The organism is Paenibacillus endophyticus (genome assembly GCF_014192395.1).
Taxonomy (GTDB): domain Bacteria; phylum Bacillota; class Bacilli; order Paenibacillales; family Paenibacillaceae; genus Pristimantibacillus; species Pristimantibacillus endophyticus.
The window spans coordinates 54,131-76,832 of sequence record NZ_JACHXW010000009.1 but is presented as its reverse complement, the minus strand read 5'-3'; the positions used below and the strand labels follow the sequence as shown (position 1 = coordinate 76,832).

18 protein-coding genes and 1 pseudogene are annotated in these 22,702 nt (G+C 50.4%); 11 read left to right on the top strand and 8 right to left on the bottom strand.

Annotated elements, in window-relative coordinates; genetic code table 11:
- Nucleotides 1–34: 34 nt before the first annotated feature.
- Nucleotides 35–931, bottom strand: coding sequence for an ABC transporter permease (locus FHS16_RS16150; RefSeq protein ID WP_183564434.1), 897 nt, complete (start codon nt 929–931; stop codon nt 35–37).
- Nucleotides 931–1,692 (bottom strand): ABC transporter ATP-binding protein, encoded by a 762-nt coding sequence (locus tag FHS16_RS16145; protein ID WP_183564431.1) that lies wholly within the window; start codon nt 1,690–1,692, stop codon nt 931–933. Before FHS16_RS16145 ends, FHS16_RS16150 begins: the two co-directional genes overlap by 1 nt.
- 219 nt (nt 1,693–1,911) lie before the next feature.
- Here FHS16_RS16145 and FHS16_RS16140 point away from each other — a divergent pair, with 219 nt between their 5' ends.
- The 3 genes and pseudogenes from FHS16_RS16140 (at nt 1,912) to FHS16_RS16135 (ending at nt 4,959) form a co-directional block, all read left to right on the top strand.
- Nucleotides 1,912–3,585, top strand: coding sequence for a PucR family transcriptional regulator (locus FHS16_RS16140; protein ID WP_183564428.1), 1,674 nt, complete (start codon nt 1,912–1,914; stop codon nt 3,583–3,585).
- A gap of 153 nt (nt 3,586–3,738) precedes the next feature.
- A pseudogene (locus FHS16_RS31780) lies at nt 3,739–3,930 on the top strand (WCX domain-containing protein); the annotation flags it as partial.
- A gap of 459 nt (nt 3,931–4,389) precedes the next feature.
- Nucleotides 4,390–4,959, top strand: a complete 570-nt coding sequence (locus tag FHS16_RS16135) for a YdeI/OmpD-associated family protein (protein ID WP_183564425.1) — start codon at nt 4,390–4,392, stop codon at nt 4,957–4,959.
- A 399-nt stretch (nt 4,960–5,358) separates the two neighbouring features.
- Here the strand turns inward: FHS16_RS16135 and FHS16_RS16130 are convergent, their stop codons facing one another.
- The gene (locus tag FHS16_RS16130) at nt 5,359–6,213 is read right to left on the bottom strand and encodes a YheC/YheD family protein (RefSeq protein ID WP_312890935.1); all 855 of its coding nucleotides are present in this window, start codon (nt 6,211–6,213) and stop codon (nt 5,359–5,361) included.
- Between the two features lie 157 nt (nt 6,214–6,370).
- Between FHS16_RS16130 and FHS16_RS16125 the strand changes: the two genes are divergently transcribed.
- The 3 genes from FHS16_RS16125 (at nt 6,371) to FHS16_RS16115 (ending at nt 9,651) form a co-directional block, all read left to right on the top strand.
- Nucleotides 6,371–7,594 carry a phenylacetate--CoA ligase family protein gene (locus tag FHS16_RS16125; protein ID WP_183564422.1) on the top strand — a complete coding sequence of 408 codons (1,224 nt, stop codon included), beginning with the start codon at nt 6,371–6,373 and terminating at the stop codon, nt 7,592–7,594.
- Nucleotides 7,595–7,611: 17 nt separating this feature from the next.
- Nucleotides 7,612–8,577 carry a 2,3-diaminopropionate biosynthesis protein SbnA gene (sbnA, locus tag FHS16_RS16120; protein WP_183564419.1) on the top strand — a complete coding sequence of 322 codons (966 nt, stop codon included), beginning with the start codon at nt 7,612–7,614 and terminating at the stop codon, nt 8,575–8,577.
- An 84-nt stretch (nt 8,578–8,661) separates the two neighbouring features.
- The gene (locus FHS16_RS16115; protein ID WP_183564416.1) at nt 8,662–9,651 is read left to right on the top strand and encodes a 2,3-diaminopropionate biosynthesis protein SbnB; all 990 of its coding nucleotides are present in this window, start codon (nt 8,662–8,664) and stop codon (nt 9,649–9,651) included.
- A 99-nt stretch (nt 9,652–9,750) separates the two neighbouring features.
- Here the strand turns inward: FHS16_RS16115 and FHS16_RS16110 are convergent, their stop codons facing one another.
- The gene (locus tag FHS16_RS16110) at nt 9,751–10,116 is read right to left on the bottom strand and encodes a hypothetical protein (RefSeq protein WP_183564413.1); all 366 of its coding nucleotides are present in this window, start codon (nt 10,114–10,116) and stop codon (nt 9,751–9,753) included.
- 203 nt (nt 10,117–10,319) lie between these two features.
- Nucleotides 10,320–10,556, bottom strand: coding sequence for a DUF6953 family protein (locus tag FHS16_RS16105; protein ID WP_183564410.1), 237 nt, complete (start codon nt 10,554–10,556; stop codon nt 10,320–10,322).
- 205 nt (nt 10,557–10,761) lie between these two features.
- Here FHS16_RS16105 and FHS16_RS16100 point away from each other — a divergent pair, with 205 nt between their 5' ends.
- From FHS16_RS16100 to FHS16_RS16085, 4 genes are all read left to right on the top strand, one after another.
- Complete coding sequence (locus tag FHS16_RS16100) at nt 10,762–11,211, top strand: MarR family winged helix-turn-helix transcriptional regulator (RefSeq protein ID WP_183564407.1); 450 nt, start codon at nt 10,762–10,764, stop codon at nt 11,209–11,211.
- 48 nt (nt 11,212–11,259) lie between these two features.
- Nucleotides 11,260–12,240 carry an aldo/keto reductase gene (locus FHS16_RS16095; RefSeq protein WP_183564404.1) on the top strand — a complete coding sequence of 327 codons (981 nt, stop codon included), beginning with the start codon at nt 11,260–11,262 and terminating at the stop codon, nt 12,238–12,240.
- A 108-nt stretch (nt 12,241–12,348) separates the two neighbouring features.
- Complete coding sequence (locus FHS16_RS16090) at nt 12,349–12,837, top strand: general stress protein (RefSeq protein ID WP_183564401.1); 489 nt, start codon at nt 12,349–12,351, stop codon at nt 12,835–12,837.
- Between the two features lie 135 nt (nt 12,838–12,972).
- Nucleotides 12,973–13,467 carry a glutathione peroxidase gene (locus tag FHS16_RS16085; protein ID WP_183564397.1) on the top strand — a complete coding sequence of 165 codons (495 nt, stop codon included), beginning with the start codon at nt 12,973–12,975 and terminating at the stop codon, nt 13,465–13,467.
- A gap of 137 nt (nt 13,468–13,604) precedes the next feature.
- Here FHS16_RS16085 and FHS16_RS16080 read toward each other — a convergent pair whose 3' ends face one another.
- Complete coding sequence (locus tag FHS16_RS16080; RefSeq protein WP_246431793.1) at nt 13,605–14,777, bottom strand: ATP phosphoribosyltransferase regulatory subunit; 1,173 nt, start codon at nt 14,775–14,777, stop codon at nt 13,605–13,607.
- Nucleotides 14,778–15,049: 272 nt separating this feature from the next.
- Entirely contained in the window at nt 15,050–15,832 is a 783-nt protein-coding gene (locus tag FHS16_RS16075; RefSeq protein ID WP_183564391.1) for a CPBP family glutamic-type intramembrane protease, read from the bottom strand.
- Between the two features lie 364 nt (nt 15,833–16,196).
- Here FHS16_RS16075 and FHS16_RS16070 point away from each other — a divergent pair, with 364 nt between their 5' ends.
- Nucleotides 16,197–18,038, top strand: coding sequence for an AbfB domain-containing protein (locus FHS16_RS16070; RefSeq protein ID WP_246431792.1), 1,842 nt, complete (start codon nt 16,197–16,199; stop codon nt 18,036–18,038).
- A gap of 73 nt (nt 18,039–18,111) precedes the next feature.
- On the opposite strand, the gene FHS16_RS16065 is transcribed toward FHS16_RS16070, so the two are convergent.
- Nucleotides 18,112–22,257 carry a glycosyl hydrolase gene (locus FHS16_RS16065; RefSeq protein WP_183564385.1) on the bottom strand — a complete coding sequence of 1,382 codons (4,146 nt, stop codon included), beginning with the start codon at nt 22,255–22,257 and terminating at the stop codon, nt 18,112–18,114.
- Nucleotides 22,258–22,702 lie beyond the last annotated feature (445 nt).

Sequence of the window (22,702 nt, the reverse complement as noted above, 5' to 3'; positions counted from 1 at the left end):
TTTCCCTCGTCATCCGCCAGCCTTGCATAGAGCGTTACTTCTCGATGGCATCTCGAAGCCCGCCTTTGCGCCAAGCCATGACCCTCCTCTCAACAAGCTTCAACAGATAGGAGAACAAGCTGTATTCCAAGCCGATCAGAATGATGGCAATGAACATATTCGATATTTTGAAATAGTTCCGGGCATCCACGATAATATAGCCAAGTCCCGATTTGGCACCCATCATCTCCGAGACGATAAGAGCCGAGAAAGACAAGCCCAGACTCACTTGCGCGCCTACGAGAAAATTCGGAATGGCCGACGGCAGCATGACTCTCGTGAAAATCTGCCGCTCCGACGCTCCCAGGCTAAGCGCCGAACGAATGAGTGTCGACGGTACGGATTTAAAACCGTCCAGCGTGTAGACCAATACCGGAATAAACGTCGTCCACGCGATAAGCAGCACCTTCGGAAACTCTCCGATTCCGAACCAGATAATGAACAAAGGCAGAAGCGCCAGCGTCGGGATTGGACCGACCAGATTCAGAATCGGGGAAAACCAGCGCTCCACCGTCTTGAACTTGCTCATGATGACGCCGAGCAATACAGCAGCTGCGCTTCCGATGACAAAACCGAGCGCAATCCGGATCGTACTGGAGATCAGGCTGTCCGTAATAATGCCCGTCTTCGCCAGCTCCCAGCCCTCGGACAGCAAGACCGACGGCGCGGGCAGGAAGTTCGGATTAAAAAACTTAGCCGTTTCGTTTACCTGCGAGAATAATTCCCAGAAAACGAAAAATAAGATGGACGGGAGTATGTTGTATTTCTGAAAAAAACGGCTAATGGCAGATGGGCGTTTGCTTCGTGCCTGCTTGCTCACAACCGGCGCTGACGATATCGCTTGAACACCAGCGCCCGCTTCCTTTACGGTAGATAAATTCGCACCGTTCATTACGATCCCACCTTTGCTTGCGCTAGCTCCAGATGTTCTTCGTCCATGAGCACGCGTTCGATACGGCTCATCATTTCGCCAAAGCCCGCAGAATGCGAGGAGCGTGGATGCTTAATGCCAACATCGAAGATCTCTGCAATCTCGCCATGTTTCATGACTACAACGCGGTCAGCGAGGTACACCGCTTCGCTAATACTGTGCGTAACGAACAGAATTGTCGGCTTAAGCTGACTGCATATTTTCTGAAGCTCCACCCGCATCGTCTCCCTTGTCAGCACGTCCAGTGCGCCGAACGGCTCATCCATGAGGAGGATGTCCGGCTTGCTTGCAAGCGCCCTCGCGATACCAACCCGCTGCTTCATTCCGCCGGACAGTTCGCCAGGATAATGGTTCGCATACTGCTCCAGCCCAACCAGCTTCAGAAACTCCATTGCCGTCTCCTTCGCCTTCACCTTCGGCATCTTTTGCACCTCTGGTCCGAAAGCGATGTTGTCCTTGATCGTCATCCACGGGAAAAGAGCATGATCCTGAAACACCATCCCTCTTGATTTGGATGGTCCTTTAATCTCTCCCCCGTCTACCCTTATGGAGCCGTCATCCGGAAGAAGGTATCCTGCAATCATATTTAACAGCGTCGATTTGCCGCATCCGCTATGGCCAAGTATGCATATAAACTCTTGTGAGTCCACCGTAAGATCTACGTTCTTCAGTATCGTTCTTGTGCCGAAACTCTTCCCTACTTGATTCACAACCAATTTCATTTCCCCAACCCCAATCCATTTTGTTGTTAGCTTTTATAACATGTATCGGTGATGTATAGCTACATCATAATTGGTTTTCCTTCTCTTGTCATTGTGCATCATAGCTAAAAATATCCCATATTCATTGAGTATCCTAAACAAACATACATTTACACCCTGCGGCATAAGTGATATATTGATGTCATAAAATCTAACATAAAATTCATTGGTGGTGCTGTCATGCTTCTGAAAGAGCTTATTTCTCTCCCTATTTATGCGAATGCGAAGGTGGTTGCCGGACATAAGGGCATGACAAACAGCGTCCAATCGGTCAACATCATGGACGCTCCTGATATTATTCATTATTTGAAGCCGCAGGAGCTGCTGCTTACAACCGGATATGCGATGAAGGACCAGCCCGATGCCTTATTGTCGCTCGTAACCAATATGGCCAAGGTCGGCTGTGCCGGACTTGCCATTAAAACCAAGCGTTTTCTGCAAGAGGTTCCTGAGGATGTGCTGCAATGCGCGGAACGGCTGCAGTTTCCGATAATCGAGCTTTCTCTGGAGCAGTCGTTGGGTGATATATCCAACTACTCACTTAGCCATATTTTGGAGAAACGTACCGATGAGCTGCATTACGCATTAACGACACACAAGCAATTCTCGCAAATGATCATGCAAGGCAAAAGCACCGAAGACGTGATCGAGGAGCTGTCCCTTCTCATCAACTCACCCGTAATGCTTATGAATTCTCATGGAGGACTGCTGTTTCGCTCAAGCTCCATGACCGAAGAGCTCTGCCATGAGCTGTTAGCCGAGCTGCAAGCAGAGTTCGCATCATCCTCTGCGCTGCACAGCTCCTTCAGAATCGCGCTTCCAACACCGACTTTTAAAGGAACGCTCTATTCGATCGCCGAACTGCATCCGATTGCCACCTTCCAGCTTGAAGGCTTTTTAATTGCGCTAACCAGCGATATCAGCAAACATTTCAGCAATTTAACGAAGCATGCTATGGAGCAGGCAACCAATGTCATCGGACTTGAGCTTATGAAGAAGCAAGCGGTCAAGGAACGTTCACGGCGCTACAAAAACGAGTTTTTTTCCGACTTTGTGGATGGATTAATTACATCGGAGCAAGAGCTTATTCACCGCAGCAAAAACTACGAACTGCTTGGCCATCCCGTCTACATAACCGTTGTTGCCAAGCGCGATACTTCGTTTGACCCCATACGTCCAGCAAGTGCCCTGGAGACCGACGGCCGATTCATCTCGGAGCGCGATCGCCATTACAATCTGCTGAAAAGCGAATTCTCGAAGCTGGATCTCCGGTTCGTTCTCTTCACCAAAAACGAATATTTCTGTTTTCTTGTAGCCTTGCAAGCGAGCCAAGATGTTGCAACCGGCAAAGAAAGCAAGTTTATCGAGCAATTGAAGCAAATGGTCAGCAGCCTAAGCGAGCTTCACGGCATTCCGATTTCCATGGGTATCGGCAATCCCGTCTTGCAGCTTCCCCATATCCCCTTATCCTATAAGGAAGCTGTTGAAGCGCTGCAATCAGGATACGACGCTAGAAAGAAACAGTTTGTACAGCCCTACCACGCCAAAAACTTCAATAACCTGCTCCGATTGATACCCAAAGAAGAGCTTAAGGAGTATTACGAGGAAACGTTCAAGGACCTACTGAGCATTGAGGGGAAGGAACGCAGTGATTTACTTAAGACACTGAGCACCTTCTACAATACTCATTGCCAGCTTGCAGAGACTGCGAAGCAGCTATTCGTCCACCGCAACACAGTCACATACCGATTGGACAAATGCGAGAGGCTCACTGGCCGCGATCTCCGCGATCCCGTTGAGAGCCTCCGCTTCCGAACCGCCTTCTCCATGGAGTCGCTTTTCCTGGCTGATTAATCGCCAATCATCGCTGTAAGCACACCTGGTTGCTTACAGCACACAAAAACCGGTTACTCCCATGCTGCAAAAGCATATATGTTCTTACAGCCCCCTTTCGCACTCGTTCAATGTCGCATGAAAACAGCCCGTACAACCGTATTCGGTGAAGATATGGGACCCGAGGCTCTCGCAGAAGCTATGGATCCATTTCACCAGATTGATAAGCAATTTCTAGCCGATGGAAGTGTGCTGATGCGAATTCCAGTCTACAAGCTATTAGAGGCACGCTGGTTTCGCTCCATTCTGCTGAGTTTCGGCAGCGGCGCCGAGGTCCTCGAACCTCTTACACTAAGAGGCATATGAAAAGAACAGCTTCAAAATATACTCAAACGATAGGAAGAAGTATGACAGACAGTTGTCATGCTTTTTTTATTATGATTGCAACAGCAACAAAATTAAATGCGTGAATAGTCAAATGGAGACGTTACGAATGTCCAATCATTCGGTACTAATTTATGCTATTGCACGAGGAAGAGAATGTTCAGCAGACGAGAAGTTAGCTCCAATTTTCATTACAGGACTATTTGTTTGCGGCGAGGTTTGACCGCCGACGGATGACTGCGCGCCTGGAGGCGCGCGCCGTGCGGATGATTCGTAACGACAGTGGCCTAGTCGCCATTTCATGCTAGACATAAGCCGCCTTTGCTATTATGGAGGTATGTATCATTACCCTTATGCTCATCAATTGACATGAACTAGGCTCATAGGCTCTATAATGTATCTTATTACTCTCCATACCTAGAAAGGAGAATTTTTTTGTCTATGGAAATTGAAAATTTAATTACAGTACGAGCGAGAGAAGATTTGAGAGGCTGGCTGCAGGAGAATGGCAAGACCGAAAAATTTTGCTGGGTCGTTGTTAGTATGACACCAAACCCGGATACGCTGCTCTACTTGGATGCTGTGGAAGAATCATTATGCTTTGGATGGATCGACAGCGTTAAAAAGAAAGTATCCGAAACCGAGGTGGCACAAAGACTGTCTCCTCGAAATAAAAGAAGTTCTTGGACAGAATTGAATAAAGAACGCGTCCGCCGACTGGAAAAGCTAGGGCCGATGAGCGATGAAGGAAGAAAGGTGCTTCCTGACATGGACCTCGACTCTTTTAAAATAGATCCTATTATCGAGCAGCGGCTAAAAGAGGAAAGACTTGTATACGAGAACTTTTTGGCATTTCCACCTCTTTATAAGAAAATTCGGATCGACACGATACAAAGCAATAAAAATCAGCCCGAGCTGTTTGAGAGTCGATTAGACAAATTCATTGCAAACACAAAAGAAAATAAAATGTACGGTCAATGGCATGATAATGGACGCCTTCTAGATGATTAAGATTCACATCCCGTTCTATAAGCACACCCGCGTGCTTATAGAACGCCAACCAATGTTACTCACCTGCTGTAAGAATACATTTGCGCTTACGGCCTTCTTTCGAGTCCATCAACCGCCGGATAATCGCTGTAAGCGCACCGTGCGCTTACGCCTTCCTTTCTTTCGAGCCCGTCAACCGCCGAGTAATCGCTGCAAGCGCACCCGTGTGCTTACAGCCTCTTTTTCAAGCCCATCAACCGCCGAATAATCGCTGTAAGCGCACCCGTGTGCTTACAGCCTCCTTTCGAGCCCGTCAACCGCCGAATAATCGCTGTAAGCGCACCGTGTGCTTACAGCCTCCTTTCGAGCCCAATCACGCGCCGCCGAATGGTCGCTGTTAGCACTCCTGCTCACACCTGCTCACAGCATCCCCCTTCTCTTTCCACGCTTTGCTTTTTTGCAATGTAAACGATAGGTTTTGCCGTAGGCTTTGGCATAACGTACGATTCTACGAAGCATAGACTGATCCTCCAGCAGCGTGAACGGACAAGGGTCGGGCACCGTATTCACCTCCAGGATCCACGGCTTCAGCTGGCGATCAACCGCAAGATCAAGCCCCAGCTCTTTAATACCTGGATATGCTCCATGCAGCCGCTTAGCCACTCTTACCGCAAGTTTATCCATCCCTTCGAGCATCCTGCTCCGCAAAACCTTGCTGGCAAAAGGCTTTAGCAAATAAGCGGTCGGATAAATCATGCCGCCTTGACTTCCGTTCGTAACGATTTTGCGTGGATGAGCCACTCGCCCGAGCGTACCCGTAGCCACCCACACCCCTTGAGGCGACCGCTGCATGACAAGCCTGATATCAAATGGTCTCCCGCCATGCTTCAGCATACGAATGCCTTTTTGCACCAGATATCCTTGTCGCTTAGTCACTTCCAGAATTGATCGATAAAATGCAGCATAAGTGCTGAAGGTTCGCCGCGTCTCACCGAGCTGATATATATACCTCGGTCCGACGCCGCCACTCCTACTTCCCGACTTCAACTCAGCCCTCATGACGCCGTTTCCCTGCGATCCCCGTATCGGCTTAACGTACACCATTCGCCACTTCCGCAGCATCTCATCCAAAGATTTCTCAGTCATCACTTTCGTCTGCGGCAAATGACGCGCAAGGCCTACGTCTCCGCGCAGCACCTCCGATTTCGCCCATTTATCCGCTACGCGGCGGCTTCCTTTCCCTTCCAACGCACGCTCTCCAGGCTTTTGTTTCACCTCGTCCCTCCGTTCATCTATTCACTCTTATTAACATACGAACTCGCATCTAAATGGATATAGGCGTCTGTCGTCATAAGTCGAACCTGCGCGCGGATGCAACATATGCTTTAGTAATCGACCAACCTAGTTACATGTCCCTGAGGAGGAATGCCCCATGCCGCCCATCTATCCGCTGGAAAAGCTAGTTGACAGCGTCTGCCGCTACCACCCCTGGTACCGCAGCCTGCTTGTACAGCATCCGCTTCAAATACAGCTCCAAGAGGCTCAGCTATCCGAACTGCCGCTCATAACCGCCGAAGTGCTTGACCAGCATTATTTCACCTCTGCAGCCCGGCCCGATCCAGAGCTGTCCGTCTATAAGACCTCAGGCACTTCATCCGGCATTCGAAAAGCGATTTATTATTCCAAAGAGGATGACGAAGGATATATCGCAGCAAAAATGGCCTCTTACCGCGAATGGCTCAAAAATCCATCCATCGTTCACAAAGCACTAGCCGACATGGGTACCGGGCATGCCGCTAGCACCGCGCTTGCCATCTTCAGCCGACTCGGCTGGCAGGCAGCGTCCCTTTCCTTCGAGCTGCCGATCGAAGCGCATATCGCCAAGCTTAAACAATTCCAACCCGATCTCCTCTACACAATGCCTTCCATCCTCGATGCCATAGTAGCTGAAGCAGGGAACCCTCTGCTGTTCGGCATTCAGAAAATTATTCTTGTCGGCGAAATCGCCCCCATCGAATGGCAGGCACATATCGCCGCGCGATTCGGAATCGAGCCCGCTGATATTTTAGATACCTACGGCTCTATCGAGATCGGCGCCATCGCATCTTATTCCCATGAGCTCGGGCTGTATATCATCGATGAGACCCTGTGCGCCGAGGCACTGCCTGCTGAACAAATTAACGATCGGTTCGAGCCGCTCCAAGGAAATGAGGCCGTCCTCGTGCTCACCTCCTATATACGGTCGATGTTTCCAGCCATCCGATACGTTACTTATGATGTCGTCCGTGATTTTCAAACCATCACCATTAACGGAAATCCTCGGCAAGCCTTCCAATGCATTTCAAAACGGATTGGACCTGACTTGAAGCACGGTGAGAAAATCAGCCTTTATGATATCGAAAGCGTCGTGCATCAATTCGTTCACGATGCCGAGCTTCGCGTAAAGCTCGTGCACAACCAGCTCTCCATCCATATACGAAGCCGTTCATTGAAAGAGGAGATGCTCATCCACATTCAACATGCTATCGAGCATAAAATTAGTGAAATCGGACAAATGATCCAAAACCGGATCCTTGCAGGCATCACTGTCACCCGCGCGGCAGAGAACGAGCATCTTGAACGAGGGACAGTCAAATCCAAAAAACTTTATTTCTAAAAAGGAGGGCTGTCTCCATGAAGAAAAGCTTGTTGTCGATCATCGGAAATACCCCGATCGTCCAGCTCTCAAAGCTGTTCGCCAGCGATCGCGGCATAAAAGTATTTGCCAAGCTTGAATCGCTGAATCCAAGCGGCAGCGCAAAGGATCGCCCCGCCGCGCGCATACTCGACAAGGCGTGGAACGAAGGATTAATCGGCCCCGGTTCTGTCATTATTGAGTCCAGCTCAGGCAATATGGCTATTAGCCTTGCTGCCCTGTGCTCCTACCTTGGCATGCGATTCATCAGCGTTATCGATCTTAAGACTACGCCGCAAAACATTCGAATCATGCGTGCCTACGGCGCCGAAATTGAGCTGGTTACGGAAGTCGATCCCGATACAGGCGAATTTCTGCCGGCAAGACTATCGCGGGTACAGCAGCTCCTCGCTGCTAATCCCGGCAGCTTTTGGCCTAATCAATATTCGAATAAGAACAACTATTTATCCCATTATGAAGGTACGATGCGAGAGGTTATTGAAGAGCTGGGCCATGTCGATTACATAGTCGGCGGGGTGAGCACCTGCGGCACTATGCGGGGATGCGCCCAATATATCCAAGATTACAACCTCCCAACCAAGGTGGTTGCCGTCGATGCTGCGGGGAGCGTTATATTAGGCGGCGCGAATAGCGTTCGCAGATTCCCCGGCCTCGGAGCAGGGATTATTCCGCCTTTTGGCCAAACCCGTTTCATGGACCGTTCCATAAAGGTTGCAGACCAAGACATGGTTGCTGGCTGCAGACTGCTCGTTATGAAGGAATCCATTCTAGCCGGCCCTTCCACTGGCGCCGTTATCCATGCATTAAAGTCAATCGAGCATGAATTGCCCGACAATGCCGTATGCGTAGTCATTGTTCACGATCGCGGCGAGCGCTACATGGACACCGTATACAACCCAGAGTGGGTGGAGCAGCAATTCGGAGCGTCAATGCCTTGCGAATGATTGCTCCGACAACATCGCTTATACCTTATAGGTTAAAACGGAAAATACGCTGTACCAGAAAGACAGATCAGGATAGAGAGGACAATGTTTGTGTTATATCTCGGCGAAGAGCATATCCGCATGATCGGACTGAACTGGGAGGCACTAGTAGACCGCATGGAAAATGCGGTACGGATCATTGATTCGGGAGATTACAAGCAGCCCATCAAGCCCTATCTCCGTTACCACAACCCTGCGAATCGGATTATCGCGATGCCTGCTTATGTCGGCGGCAGCGTGCAAACAGCGGGAATCAAATGGATTGCCAGCTTTCCCGGCAATCTCGACGCCGGTCTTCCGCGCGCCCACGGCATCACGCTGCTCAATGATGCCGCAACAGGCGTTCCGCGCGCCATGCTGAACACGCCCCTGCCAAGCGCGGCGCGAACAGCAGCGGTCAGCGGCTTGCTCCTCCGCCATTACTTAAGCGCACAGGGCGAAGACCGCCGCATAAAGCTTGGCATTATCGGCTTCGGGCCTGTAGGCCGGCTGCATTACGAGATGTGCTGCCAAATCTATAAGGAACGAATCGATCAGATTGATCTATTCGATATTAGAGGATGCCGGTTGGACAGCCCCGATCTTGATCGCGTGGACGCCCATCTTCTTAGGCTGACAAAAGTCGCGGCCAGCTGGCAGCAGCTGTACAACGAATGCGATGTCGTCATTACGTGCACAGTGAGCAAGGAACGGTATATCGATGTATCTCCGAAGAAAGGCTGCTTGCTGCTCGATGTATCGTTAAGGGATTTCCATACGGCCGCTTTAAGCAGCGTCCATGCGATTGTCGTGGACGATTGGGATGAGGTCTGCCGCGAGAATACGGATATCGAGCTCCTCCATCTCCAACGCGGCTTGACCAAAGAGCAGACACTAACGTTGACTGACGTTGTTTGCCGTCACGCCTTGAAGGATTTGCGAAGCGAGGAGCCTGTATTGTTTTGCCCGATGGGGATGGCTGTATTCGATTTGGCCACTGCAGCATATTTCGTAGAATGCGCAAATGCACTGGGGATTGGGATCCAACTTCAATAACTAGCATATATGCACAAAAAGGATGATGCTTGGCGCGAGGCCTGCATCATCCTTTCTATCTCACGCTATGTCCAAGGCTTAATCAGCCGATAAGAAAATTTACGCGGATTGCCCCAGACGGTTTGCCGGGAACGGATAAACCTTCGAGCGGTCTCCCGCTTTTCCTGCGACCTCGCTTGCATTCCTCGTATTCGTAAGCTCCATAAACCAAGCTTCATCCCATGTATCCAATGCCAAGTCGATTGAATTCTGAAAAACTTGGGCATCGTCTAAAGGGATGTCAGATACGTTTTTGAGCCAAGATGACCGAACAGCAACGATTTTGCCGATGACTTCCTCGTTATCCGATTTAACAACATTTACAGTGACGAACCCTTGCAAAATATCGATCGTTTCGACAAATCCGTGAATCAGCTCGCCGTCTTTCGTTTTTCCTTGTACCCAGTCGCTTATGTTGAATTTCATCTTCCAACACCACCTATCCCCATTAGTAAGATCACCCGGTAACTGTACCAATTTCTCGTACACTTAGGCTAGAAAGGAAGACGCCGCATTTCTTTCCACTGACGTCTTACCGCTCAACTTCTTACTGTAAGTTTAATAGTTACAGTTATCTTTGTCAAGTGTTCTCCTGCATTTAGGCGCGAGCCACTGCAACTCTGGCAAAGCTAGCTCCAACCCCAGAAGAAGCCGTCTCTCTCCCAAGCCGCTTTTCCTTTATGCAGCTTGCGGAATATCTTCTTAACCTCTTTATCGATCGATGGGTTGCCATGCTCATTCACATATATAAACGATTCACCGAAATGGCTTTTAATATGCGCCACTGCCTCGCCCTGATGCAAAATCCCTTTTTCCTTCAACTCGCCTAACATCCATGCTGCAACCTCTTCTGCGGTTCGGGACATCGCTATCACTCCTTCACTCGAATAAACGCAGTACGTATCGCATACTTTCGTCTCTTTCTTCAATATAACGCTGCATCGCTTTGATTGACAGCCCCTGAAGCAAACTTTATTATTATATTTATCACAATTTAATTTTGTTAAACTTAGGAATTCCGATAAATGACTAGCAATTCTAGGCGCTTGCCGTCGAGTGGAGGATAACAACATGGACAACCAAGATATATTGAAACTGGATAATCAAATCTGCTTTGCCTTCTATGCATGCTCCCGTGAGATCACCAAGTTATACCGGCCCATGCTGGAGAAAATAGACCTTACTTACACGCAGTATGTAACGATGCTCGCCTTGTGGGAAGAGGATCATGTAACGGTTACCGCATTAGGCAACAAGCTTTACTTGGACTCCGGCACATTGACACCGCTGCTCAAAAAGCTGGAGGCTGCGGGTCATCTGACGCGCACGCGTGACCGCAATGACGAGCGGAGCGTTCTCGTAGAGCTGACCGCTCAAGGGAGAGCACTGCGGGAGCTGGCAGTCGACTTTCCCAATCAGCTGGCTTGCAAGTTGGACGGCACGCCTGAGGAAGCAGCCGGGTTGCTCGCGATCACGCATCAATTTTTACAAAAAATACAGCAAAGCAGCAATAAAGAGTAACGTAATGCCGCAATAACAGCCGCCATTAGCGAAACAGGAGGAATAGCGATGAATCAAACCGTTCTAAGGCCATTCGGTCCAACGAAGCTGCAATTATCTCCGCTTGGACTGGGCTGCTGGCAGTTCAGCAATGGCAAGGGGCTTGTAGGGAAGTTCTGGCCTGTTCTAGAAGGCAGTCTTATTAACGACATCGTGAGAACGAGTTTCGAGGGTGGAATCAATTGGTTTGACACCGCTGAGATCTATGGGAACGGACAATCCGAGCAATTGCTCGCACGCGCCTTACGAGAAACGATTCATTCGGATAACCCTGTTTATATTGCAACCAAATGGTGGCCGCTATTCCGGACTGCCGGGAGTATCGGCGCGACGATCGAAGAGCGCATTAGGCTGCTGGAAGGCAGAACGATTCACCTGCATCAGGTTCATCAGCCCTTCTCCCTCTCCTCCGTCAGCAGTGAGATGAAGGAAATGGCCAAGCTAGCGGCAGCAGGCAAAATCCAGCACGTCGGCGTGAGCAACTTCTCCGCTAAGCAAATGATGGAAGCCGATCGCGTGCTGCGCGAGCACGGCTTGCGGCTTGCCTCCAATCAGGTGAAATACAGCCTGCTCGACCGGCGCATTGAGCAAAACGGCATTCTAGAAACCGCTCAGCAGCTTGGCTGTGCGATTATTGCCTATTCTCCGCTTGAGCAGGGCATACTAAGCGGGAAGTTCCATCATGATCCAACACTGGTCAAGGCCATCAAAGGTCCCCGCAAATGGAGCGCAGCTTTTCAAGCCAAAAGCTTGAACCGTTCAAGACCGCTTATTGATTTGCTTGAGCAAATTGCCATAGCTTATGACGCTACTGCCACTCAAGTCGCTCTCAACTGGCTCATACATGCGCATGGCGATACCATATTCGCCATCCCGGGCGCTTCCAAAATCCATCACGCCGAGCAAAATGTGAAGGCCATGCATTACCGGCTGTCTATTGATGAAATTGCGGAAATAAACGAGGTTTCGCATTTTGCCGTGTCCAAATAAGAAGCTCAGTATCGCTAATCACACAGGCTTCTCGATTCAAAGCAGTGAGGGAAGGGTATAAGAAGATGTAACCTCATATTTGCTTAGAAGCGAGAGGAGGGCTCACCCATGACGGTGACCATCGGTATTTTTGAGAAAGAAGAAAACGTCCTAGAAGCGATTAGAATGCTCCAAGCTGCACGGACAGGCAAACAAAATCTTCAAATTATAGTGAAAAATAAGGAAGCCGCGCCTTTGCTGGCAGGTCAGACCGACATTCCGGTTGACGAAGTTTATGACATTCGGGAAGCGCAAGAACGGAACGGCGAGAGAGTAGTTGCTCCGCTTGGCGCAGCACCGCTAGCGGCCGGCGGCTATGTTGCCGGAGGAACGGGCGTCGTAGGCGGAAGTCCAGCCGGTTTTGTTACTGGCGCGCTCGATGCCGACAACGATACCCGAACCGAAGACGTCCTGCAAGGCATCGGCATTCCCGATAAACACGCCAAAACTGCCGGAGACGCTATTGAGCAAGGACGCTACCTGCTTTCTGCCGATACGGATTACGAGGAAGAAACAAAAGCCCTGCTCATCCAAGCCGGCGCTGCTGACGTCATTTAATAATCCTGAATAGAATCGATATACGGAGGCTGCCCATTTGTTGGGCGGTCTCCTTTTTTTTGATTGACACCACTTTTTATATTGTGTACAATTAAATTATAATAAATATAAATGAAAGTCATTGGAGGTTTTATTATGTCCTTGTACGATATCGAAGTAAAAACGATCAGAGGAGAAGCACAAACTCTCGCCCCTTATAAAGGGAAGGTTATGCTCATCGTCAATACGGCTACCAAATGCGGCTTCGCCAACCAGTTCAAGGGTCTCCAAAAGCTTCATGATACGTATAACAAGGAAGGCTTCGCCGTGTTAGGATTTCCCTCCTCGCAATTCGCTAACCAAGAGCTTAGCGAGGACAGTAAAGTTGCCGAAGCTTGTGAAATCAATTTTGGCGTATCCTTCCCGCTTTATGCCAAAATCGACGTAAACGGCAGCACGGCACACCCGTTATTCCAGAGACTGACAAGCGAAGCACGAGGTTTCCTCGGCTCACGGTCAATCAAGTGGAACTTCACGAAGTTCCTCGTCGATCAGAACGGGAAAGTATTGAAACGCTTTGGCTCCAAGGATACGCCCGAGCAAATTGAAAGCCACATTCAGAAGCTGCTGAAGGCTCCAACGCACGCTTAATCTCATAGTGCTTCACAAGTCAAAAGCTGCCGGCAAGCTCCGGCAGCTTATTCGGCTGCACTCTTATTTGGCACAGTCAATGCCTTCATACCGCTTCGCCGTATATGGAACCTCTGACCTCCCCCGTCCTGCTGCGCCTAACAGCTGGACAATTGCTCATATCGCGAGCTATAACAGTCGCCGATGATGTAGATTGCCTCGTCTACGCTCACTTCTCTCTCCGTCCGCTCCTCTAAATCCAGCAGTCGTACGCATCCTGCCAGCCAATTGCGCTCATTAAGCAATAACGCGTAGCGAATGCCATTACCAGGCAGCGATGCCAAACTATCTTCCAGCTGCTGTCCACTCTTATCAAGCTTCACCCTGACGCCGTTATAGCGCAGCTCCGCTGCCGCCTGAAGCAGCACTGCCGCCGTTACGTCCAGCTGTATGAGCACGACTGTTGCATAAGCCTGCTCTACCACTCGATTCTCAAGCAATGCCATAATGGCCTCCAACTCAAAGGACATCCGAGCTGCGCTGTATGCAGCCTCGTCTCCACTGATCGACCTCCAGGTAAAATCGTCGACATACCTTCCGCCTCCTCCTAAGCTCAGTGTATAGCCATCATCAGAAGCATCAAACACCTCAACCTCATATACCGTTCCTATATAATCCGAAGGACCATACGAGAGAAACGGGTCAAACACGTACTCCTTATCCAGTCCGATTGCGTGCAGCATATTCCGTACAGCCAGCACCTCTTTCGCTCCCGCGCTGCCTTCGAGACTATACGTCTCTATTAATTGCTCCAAACCAGACTCTTCGTTCGCAATCAACACCATAACCGCGGACACTGCGGTATCCTGCAGTCCATACATCTGGAGCTCTGCCTTCACAGCGTTCGCCCCAGCTCTCGCCAGCTTATCCAGCGCAAGCATCACCGCGTATGCATCTGAGATCGGAACGGCAGCAGCCTCCAACAGCTCTGTCAGAAACTGCCGGTTGTTCCACTTCAGCCTAACCTTTATCGCAAGCGCTCGGAACACATCCAACGCCAGCTGCATCAGTTCTATCTCCGCTTCCGGACCTTCTATCCCCACAACATTGACATTCCATTGCAGAAACTCTCTCTGCCGGTCGTGCATCTCCAATCCGCCGCGAAGCACTTTCCCTAATTCAAAGCGTTTGAGCGGCATGATCAGTCCAGGTCTCAATGCGACCTCATCGAAATCATAGAGCTCGAACTTCTCGCGAAGCGTCGCTTGAATATACCTTCTTAGGGCCTGCTCCTTGCCGAAATAGCCATAATTCCCCTTTGCATTCTGCATCACGATCATCCCTCTCTAAAATAAATGGAATAAAAAAAACGCGCAGGACCCCATGGTCCTGCGCGCATCGTATGCTGCAGGGGGGCCAACGCGAGAAGCGCTAGCCCACCCTGAATGTTGATCAGGTGTGCTAACGCCTAATGAAATGATGAAGCTGGTTAAATTGGAATTTGTACATGATGCTTCACCCCTTCGTCTGAATTAAAGTGATTATAGCGAATAACGCTAGATCACGCAACACCCTCCTTTAAATTCATATTCCTTTTCACGTCTCATAACTGCTCGATGGCTGCCTTATTCATGCGCAATCGGCGAAAAGCCAGCAGGATAATGAACAGTAGCATAAGAGCAGTATAGCTTTGCGCATGATCAATCAGGTTTCCAGATCCCGCATCGGCCACGACCAGAAGCCCCTTGCCATCGGAATGGCCCGGAATCCCGTAAAGCAAACTAGACACAAAGCTCACGCCTGTGCTGATTCCAGCACTCATCCAGATGGAATTCGTTCGCAGCAGCACAAAGCCAAGAGAGAGGCCGAGCATAATCGAAGCCAGCACCTGCGAAGCGCGGAAGCCCGACAGCCAGATATCGTCAAACGCATAAAGACAAGCTGCAAGAAGCAGGAGATAGCCATTTCCTATTTTGCCTTTAAGATGCGCGAATACGTATCCCCTGACCACCAGCTCATTCATTAACGAGCCCAGAAAAGCGACAGCGAATGCCTTTGACAGGAATGCCGCAGCGCCTGTCGCGCCTCGCACGCCCACTATATGAAGCGCCTCCGATGCTGCCAGTAAACCAAACATCGCCGCCCAAGCCGAGGCTCCGAGCAGGAAGCCGATCCGCACATTTCTTTTCCAGCCGTAATGACCCGTTAAGCCTAGCTCCCCCACCCCCCTGAGACCGGTCAGCTTAGCCACCCAATGAACCAACACTAAAAACAAGCTTGCATATAGCAGCCACGGCGTCGCCTGCCGGAGATCAAATAATTGCGGGATGAGGTTCATATATAAGTCAATAATCAGGAAACCCATTATTCCAAATAAGATCTTCATAGCAAGAATCCTTTCTCTCTCAATTGGCCTTGCCGGCTTGTCCAATCTACGTATCTCCACAACTTATCCATTCCAGTATATTCACCATAATCCCGCTTATTCCCCTGTTTTACTGCCTATCTGCACCCCTCCTTCCGCACCAAACAAATCGTTCACTTTGTGCACGACCATATATTTCACAAATGTTTACTTTCTTTACTTGTAAGCGTTTACAAAATGAACTACCTTGATGTTGAGATCCCCATGCACGCTGTGACTTGCTGCAATATGCAACGGGTCGCCGCTGGCAGCGGATCATCTATCTCTTGTGGGAGGGAAATGAAGGATGCGTACAGCTCCAAAAAGATTGCTCTCTATGCTCGTCATGTGTTTACTTATCGCATTAACGTATGCGGGAATCAAGCTTGAGCAAGCAAACGCAGCAAGTGTCAGCATAACGAATGGCACCGAATGGCTCGATACAGCCGGCAATCCGATCGACGCTCACAGCGGCAATATTTTGAAGGTAGGCTCCACCTACTACATGTATGGCGAGAAAGCAGTAAATTGGACGTTCGACCGGGTAAACGTGTACACTTCAACCGATTTGAAAAATTGGACGTTAGGCAACAGCATTTTGACCAAAACCTCCGCCCCTGAGCTGAACTCCAGCAAAATCGAAAGGCCGAAAGTTATTTATAACGCAGCCACGAACAAATACGTGCTTTGGATGCATTATGAGAACGGCACCGATTATTCACTCGGCCGCGTAGCGGTTGCGACAAGCAGCACGCCTGACGGCAATTTCACTTATCAAGGCAGTTTCCGCCCGCTTGATTACGAGTCTCGGGACATGACCGTCTTCGTCGACACGAACGGTACCGGCTATTTGGTTACCGCATCGAAGAAAAACGGCGGTACAAATGATACGATGGCTATTTTCCAGCTCAATAGCAGCTACACGAATGTCCAATCCTTTGTAGGCTGGGTATTCGAGAACGGATACCGCGAAGCCCCTGCCGTTGTGAAAAAGAACAATACGTATTATTTGTTCACCTCGCAGGCCTCGGGCTGGTATCCGAATCAAGGCAGCTACGCCACCTCTACATCGATGACCGGCACTTGGTCGGCACTCTCGCCATTCGGCGACCCCGCCGCTTACGGCTCGCAAATCCACAGCATCGGCACCATCACCGGCAGCAGCACAACCTCCTATATTTATATGGGCGATCGCTGGAACCCCCTCAACTTAAGCGACCATCATTATATCTGGCTGCCGCTTACCTTAAACGATACGAGCGCAGCCGCCTCGTTAAATTGGTACAGCTCATGGAGCATTGACGCCGCAACAGGCTCCGTAACACTTCCATCCTTAGTCAACCATGCGCAGGGCAAAACAGCGACCGCCAGCTCGACGGGCACGGGCTCTTCCGCCTCGAATGCCAATGACGGCAATGCCCAGACAAGCTGGGCCGCTTCGAGCAGCTCTTGGCCTGCATGGTGGCAGGTCGATTTCGGCGCACCAAAGACCATTACAGAGGTCGACATTTCGTGGTTCATGTATAAAGGCTCTGAGGCGTACTACAAATATAAAATCGAGGTCAGCAACGATGGTGTCAACTATTCAGCGATTGACCGGACCGGCAATACGAAATATGGTTTCACGACCGACGCCGTTCGCTTCACCGCCCGCTACGTGCGCATCAACCTTGTGAATGCCGTTCTCTTCAACAATCCTAACAACTGGTACACGCCTACAGTGCATGAAATCCGGCTGCTCGGTCCGGCAACCGCCGACGCGACCGGCTACAGCAGGCTGGAATCCCACAACTTCTCCACCCGTTACGTTCGACACTACAATTATGCCGCCCGCATCGATGAGAACGTATCTCCCGCACTGGATTCCCAGTTCCGCATCGTGCCAGGGCTGGCAAGCGCATCCGGCGTCTCCTTTGAATCAATGAACCTGCCGGGGTATTACCTGGCTCGCAACGCAAGCAACCAGATCGTGCTGCAGCCATTCACCGGAACCTCCGCCTTCAAGGGCGATGCGACCTTCAACCAAGCCGCAGGCTGGGCGGACAGCGCCAAAGCCTCCTATGAATCTCATAGCCAGCCCGGTTACTTCATACGTCACTATAATTATGTGCTTCAGCTGTCTGCCGTCCATGCAGCAAGCGCGGCAACGCTGAAGAGCGACGCCACCTTCAAACGCTACAACTACTAGAAGCCGAAGAACCCCGGTAGCTTTGGCTCGCGCCATTCGCCTCCGGGGTTCTTCCTCTCTCTTTTATATACGGCTAGCTTACGTTAAGTGTAATTTCATCCATATAAACAAACGCCTCGCCCGAGCCATCTGTCGGCTCAATCTTAATGCCGATCGCTTTCACCGCATCACGGTCAGCTATGCCGTTTAACGGAATGTAGAGCGTCTTGAACTCGGTTGAATCTACGCTTACCGCCGTTCCGCTGTCATACCAGCTCCAACCCGCTCCCGTCTTCATATACAGCCGTACATTGGCTGTCCCCGCGGATAGCTTCACCTTTGCGCTGACTGCATCCACCGCCGATAGATCCAGCGCCGATACCTTCGCGAGCTCAAAGCCCGTTCCCGCCAAGCTGAAGGAGGCGCTCAGCGAATGCGTCCCCGATGTCGCGGCATCCGCCGTTATTGCCGGAGCCATAGCGCTTGCCTCGTTGGATTCCACGTTAAAACCAGAGGTTTCACTCTCAAAATCGTACAATACTCCCGCAGGCGAAGGCGTGCTGCCCGCTCCGTTCCCTCCATTCGGAACGCCGCCCCCTCCGTCATTAATCGCCTCGATATCATCGAAATATAAGCTGCTGCTAAGCATCGCTCCCGATACCGCGTTTACATAGATATTGAAATCCTGCACGTTTTTGAGGCTTGCTTTATTGATTTTTTTGCCGGCATTGCCCGTATCCCAAGGCGCAACCGCGAACTCATTAAAGTGCAGCGACACCCACTCTCCCGTTGTACCCGCAAGCGATGGGTAAGCCTCATACGAAACGCCGTCTACCCTCAGCTGGATAACGAGCTTCTGATTGGAGCCATCCGGAACGATCCAAAATTTCAGCTTGTTAAAGGCCGACCAATCCACGCCTCCGAGCCCTTTCGTAATGCCCGCATAGCCCGACCCGCCAAGCGTATAATCGAATCTCATGGCATATTCGCCGCCACTCTCATGCGAAGGGTCTAGGCTTACCACAACCGTGTCGCCTCCCGCTTTCACAAACTTGGCTTGCAGTGCAGCGTTCACGCCTTGGTAGCCTTCAAAATCATCAACGAGTGACGGGATGATCGGCGCTTCGAAATAACTGCTGATCAGCTCAATATTATCCACATAAATTGGACCGTCAAGCTGCAAACCGCTGCCGATCAAGGATAAGGCAATGCTCGTCGCCTCGGCTGATTTGGCGGCATCATTCAAGTTGACCACGGCTGTATAACGTGCGTACGCAACGCCGTCTATCGTCACAGTGTCTAGTTCCGACAGCTTTTCTTCCGTCGTCAGCATGCCATATTTACCTTCATCCGACCAATCCGGCGGTAGCATAACGACAGTACGCAGGCTGGCATTCGCACCCGCCGCACCGGCTGATGCCGGAATCCACACATCCCATTTCACGCGGTTTACGGATGCCAAAGGTACCGCGGTTGCCGCATCTGTCAGTTCTAATTTAAATTCCTGCCAATTGTCGCCCGGCACGGCTCCCGTTACATTCAGCTGAAGCATGCCATTCCCGCCTATCAATGCATGCGCAAGCGAAAGCCCCATTGCGGCCGGCCAGGTTCCGTTATTCTGAATACCATTGATTTGTTCATCGAATGTATACGAGCGGAGCGGAAGCTCATCCACCTTAACGAAAGCGAGAACCGACTGCTCCAATACAACGCCGCCTTGCTTATATACCTTTACTGTAACCGATGCCGTTTTGCCATTCTGCTCGCCTGCAGGCGACCAGCTTGCTGAATAATAGCCGTCTTCATCCAGGCTCATCGGTATTTCCGACGCAGAGCCCTCCGCTACATATACAACCTTGGACGGCGCCGCATGCAGCACCCTAGCCCGAATTAGCGTATCCGTTTCTTTGACCGTGCTTTGATCGACAGGCGACACGATATGCAGGGAAGGTTTTTCCTCCGCCGCTCTAACCTGCATCCCATATACATCCCCGACTTCTGCCGCGAATGCCGTATACGGATCATTATAAAAAGCGACTAAGTCGTCAAGCAGCTCATGATCGCCAAGCGCCGGCGCATCGCGATAAGGCACGAATAAATTTCCGTTCAGATGGAAATTGGCCCACGTCTGCATGTATGAAATCCTTCTTGCATCCGGGTCCGCCTTAATGGCGGCGAGCACCTTCGTAAACCAATTCAAATCCACGTTCCCCTGTGTCAGCATTCCTTGCGGACTATAGCCAAACTCAGAAAATGTAGCTATTTTCCCTTTGGAATCCGCCAGCCTTGAGATCATAGCCAGATCATTGACCAACAAGCTTAGAAAGGTATCGCTTCCCGGGTTTTGCTGGTTGTCATATTGATCCATGCCGAGAATATCCACGTAGTCATCGCCGGGATAGGTTGTTAAATAAGTGTCTTCGCTTCCGGAAAACGCACCGTTTGGCGAATACACATACAACAAGCTGTGCACATTTTTCTTATCCCGCAAATATTCGACGGTATACCGATATATTTCAATATATTCGCTAACGGTCGTCGTCTTGGCCCCCCACCAGAACCAGCCGCCATTCTGCTCATGGAAAGGACGGAACAGAATCGGTATCAACTCTCCGTTATCATCCTTAAGGTTGTTGGCCAGCTCGGCGATCAGATCCAAATAGGCATTGAACTCGCTATTTTTGTCGCCGCCCGGCAGTATATGCTGCACGACAGAGCCCGCCGTATCGTTAAAGCCGCCGCCCGTTACAAAGTTCGGAAAGTGGGTGCTTAACGCGACTATGCCGCCAAGCTCATGCGCTTCCTTCATTTTTGCCGCGAGGTTGATTCTGCTCTGCTCCGTATCGCCCGTGACTCCCGGCTTTTCTTTGCCTTCCAGACTGCCAGTGTCCCAGCCAAAAACAGCAGGGAAATCACCTACCGCCTTCTTCACATCCGATTGCGTCTCGGTCGTATTTATAAAGGATATGCCCTCTGTCGTCACATGCTGCTGGCCAAAGAGCATCTGCTGGCCGCGCACATCATCCAAGTAGGCAAACAATGACTTTGTGAATGCAGTAGCATCCGGGTCTACCAAATTCTCCACCCGCTCTGCCGATCCTCCTCCGTTATCCCCTCCACTGCCGCCAGACCCGGTTCCGCCGCTTGAGGCATTTACCGCCTTCCCATCCTTGATGGCAGCCTCTCCTTTCGGAAGGTTCGCTCCATTCAGCTTGACGTCATCCGCTTGAACAACCGCTTTTTTCACATCGCCCAACCCTTTAATTGCGCTGCCCTGGGCACCCGCACGCAATGTCAGCTCCCCCACACCCGTGTCCGCATCAAGCTCCAGCGTAAAGATGCCGTTCGCTGTTACACGCTGAGCGGATGAGCCTTGGCTGAAATGCACGCGTACCGGTCCATCCTTGCGCTCCACCTCTACACCCGCAAGCGCGGAATGATCAAACGATACCGTATTTTCTCCCCCGCCCCACACGTATGTTTCACCATTCACCGTGACGTTTACCAGCTTGGCGTCTCCGTCCGCTACCGCAGCGGTTACGTACAGATTGCCGTTTATCGTCATATCCTTCAGCACCACATCGGCTTGATTCACAACGACGTTGCCTGCGATTGATCCCCCTGCAAACTCGCCTGCTTTGGGATAATACCCAGCAACCAGCTTGTCGATAACGGCTACCAGCTCCGCTCTCGTCAATGGATTGCGAGGCTTGAACGAGCCATCCCCATACCCTTCGAGCACGGAGGATAGAGCATCCACCGCTTCTTTCGCATACACGGCGATGTCTGCTTCATCCTTAAAGGAAGCGCTGCCAACTGCTTTCAGATGGAAAGCCTTAGCCAAAAGAACGACGGCATCCTGCCTCGTTACCGCATCCAGCGGCTTCGCTACATTTGAAGGATATCCTTCAAAATAACCTGCTTCGCGTGCGGCAGAAACCGCTTCTGCATACCACGCAGAGGCTGCAACATCTGAGAACGGCTGCTCTGATTGCGATCGAAAGCCCAGTGAGGCATTGATGATCGTCACCAGCTCTGCCCGGTTTATTGTCCTGTTCGGCCTGAAGGAGCCATCGGAATAGCCATTAATAACACCATTAGACTGCCATCTCTCAATCGCCGCTTGCGCCCAATGCCCTTGCGTGTCTGTTGTTTTCGTCTGAGCGATTACAGGCATGGCAAGCGATAGAACAAGCATCGGGGCAATCGCTCCCGCGACCCATTTGCGTACTTTTTTCATTCGAATCCTCCTGTTAATTTGTTATTTTTGTTATTGCCTACATTTAAGTTATGTAAGCGCTTTATAATTAGTATATCGTTCGTTTCTGTACAAAAAAATGGTTTAAACTAGCTTTTATAGGCTTTAAATGATTTTATTATTATTTATTTTGTTATGTTGTTATGTCGAAACTCCCTTGCATGGAATGACTCTTCTCATCCCCAACACATGTCTAACCTGAGCAAACCGCAACATATTCGCAATTAATTCCAGCAATATGCTATTATACTATTTGGACAAGCGTAAACGGCTGTCGCCATCCTTTGGCGGCTAAGCTTACGTTTCGCGTAGAAATATAGAGAAAGTTCGCGAATTAATATACTTTCCTATATTTCAAGCGTAAACGGCTGTCGCCATCCTTTGGCGGCTAAGCTTACGTTTCGCGTAGAAATATAGAGAAAGTTGG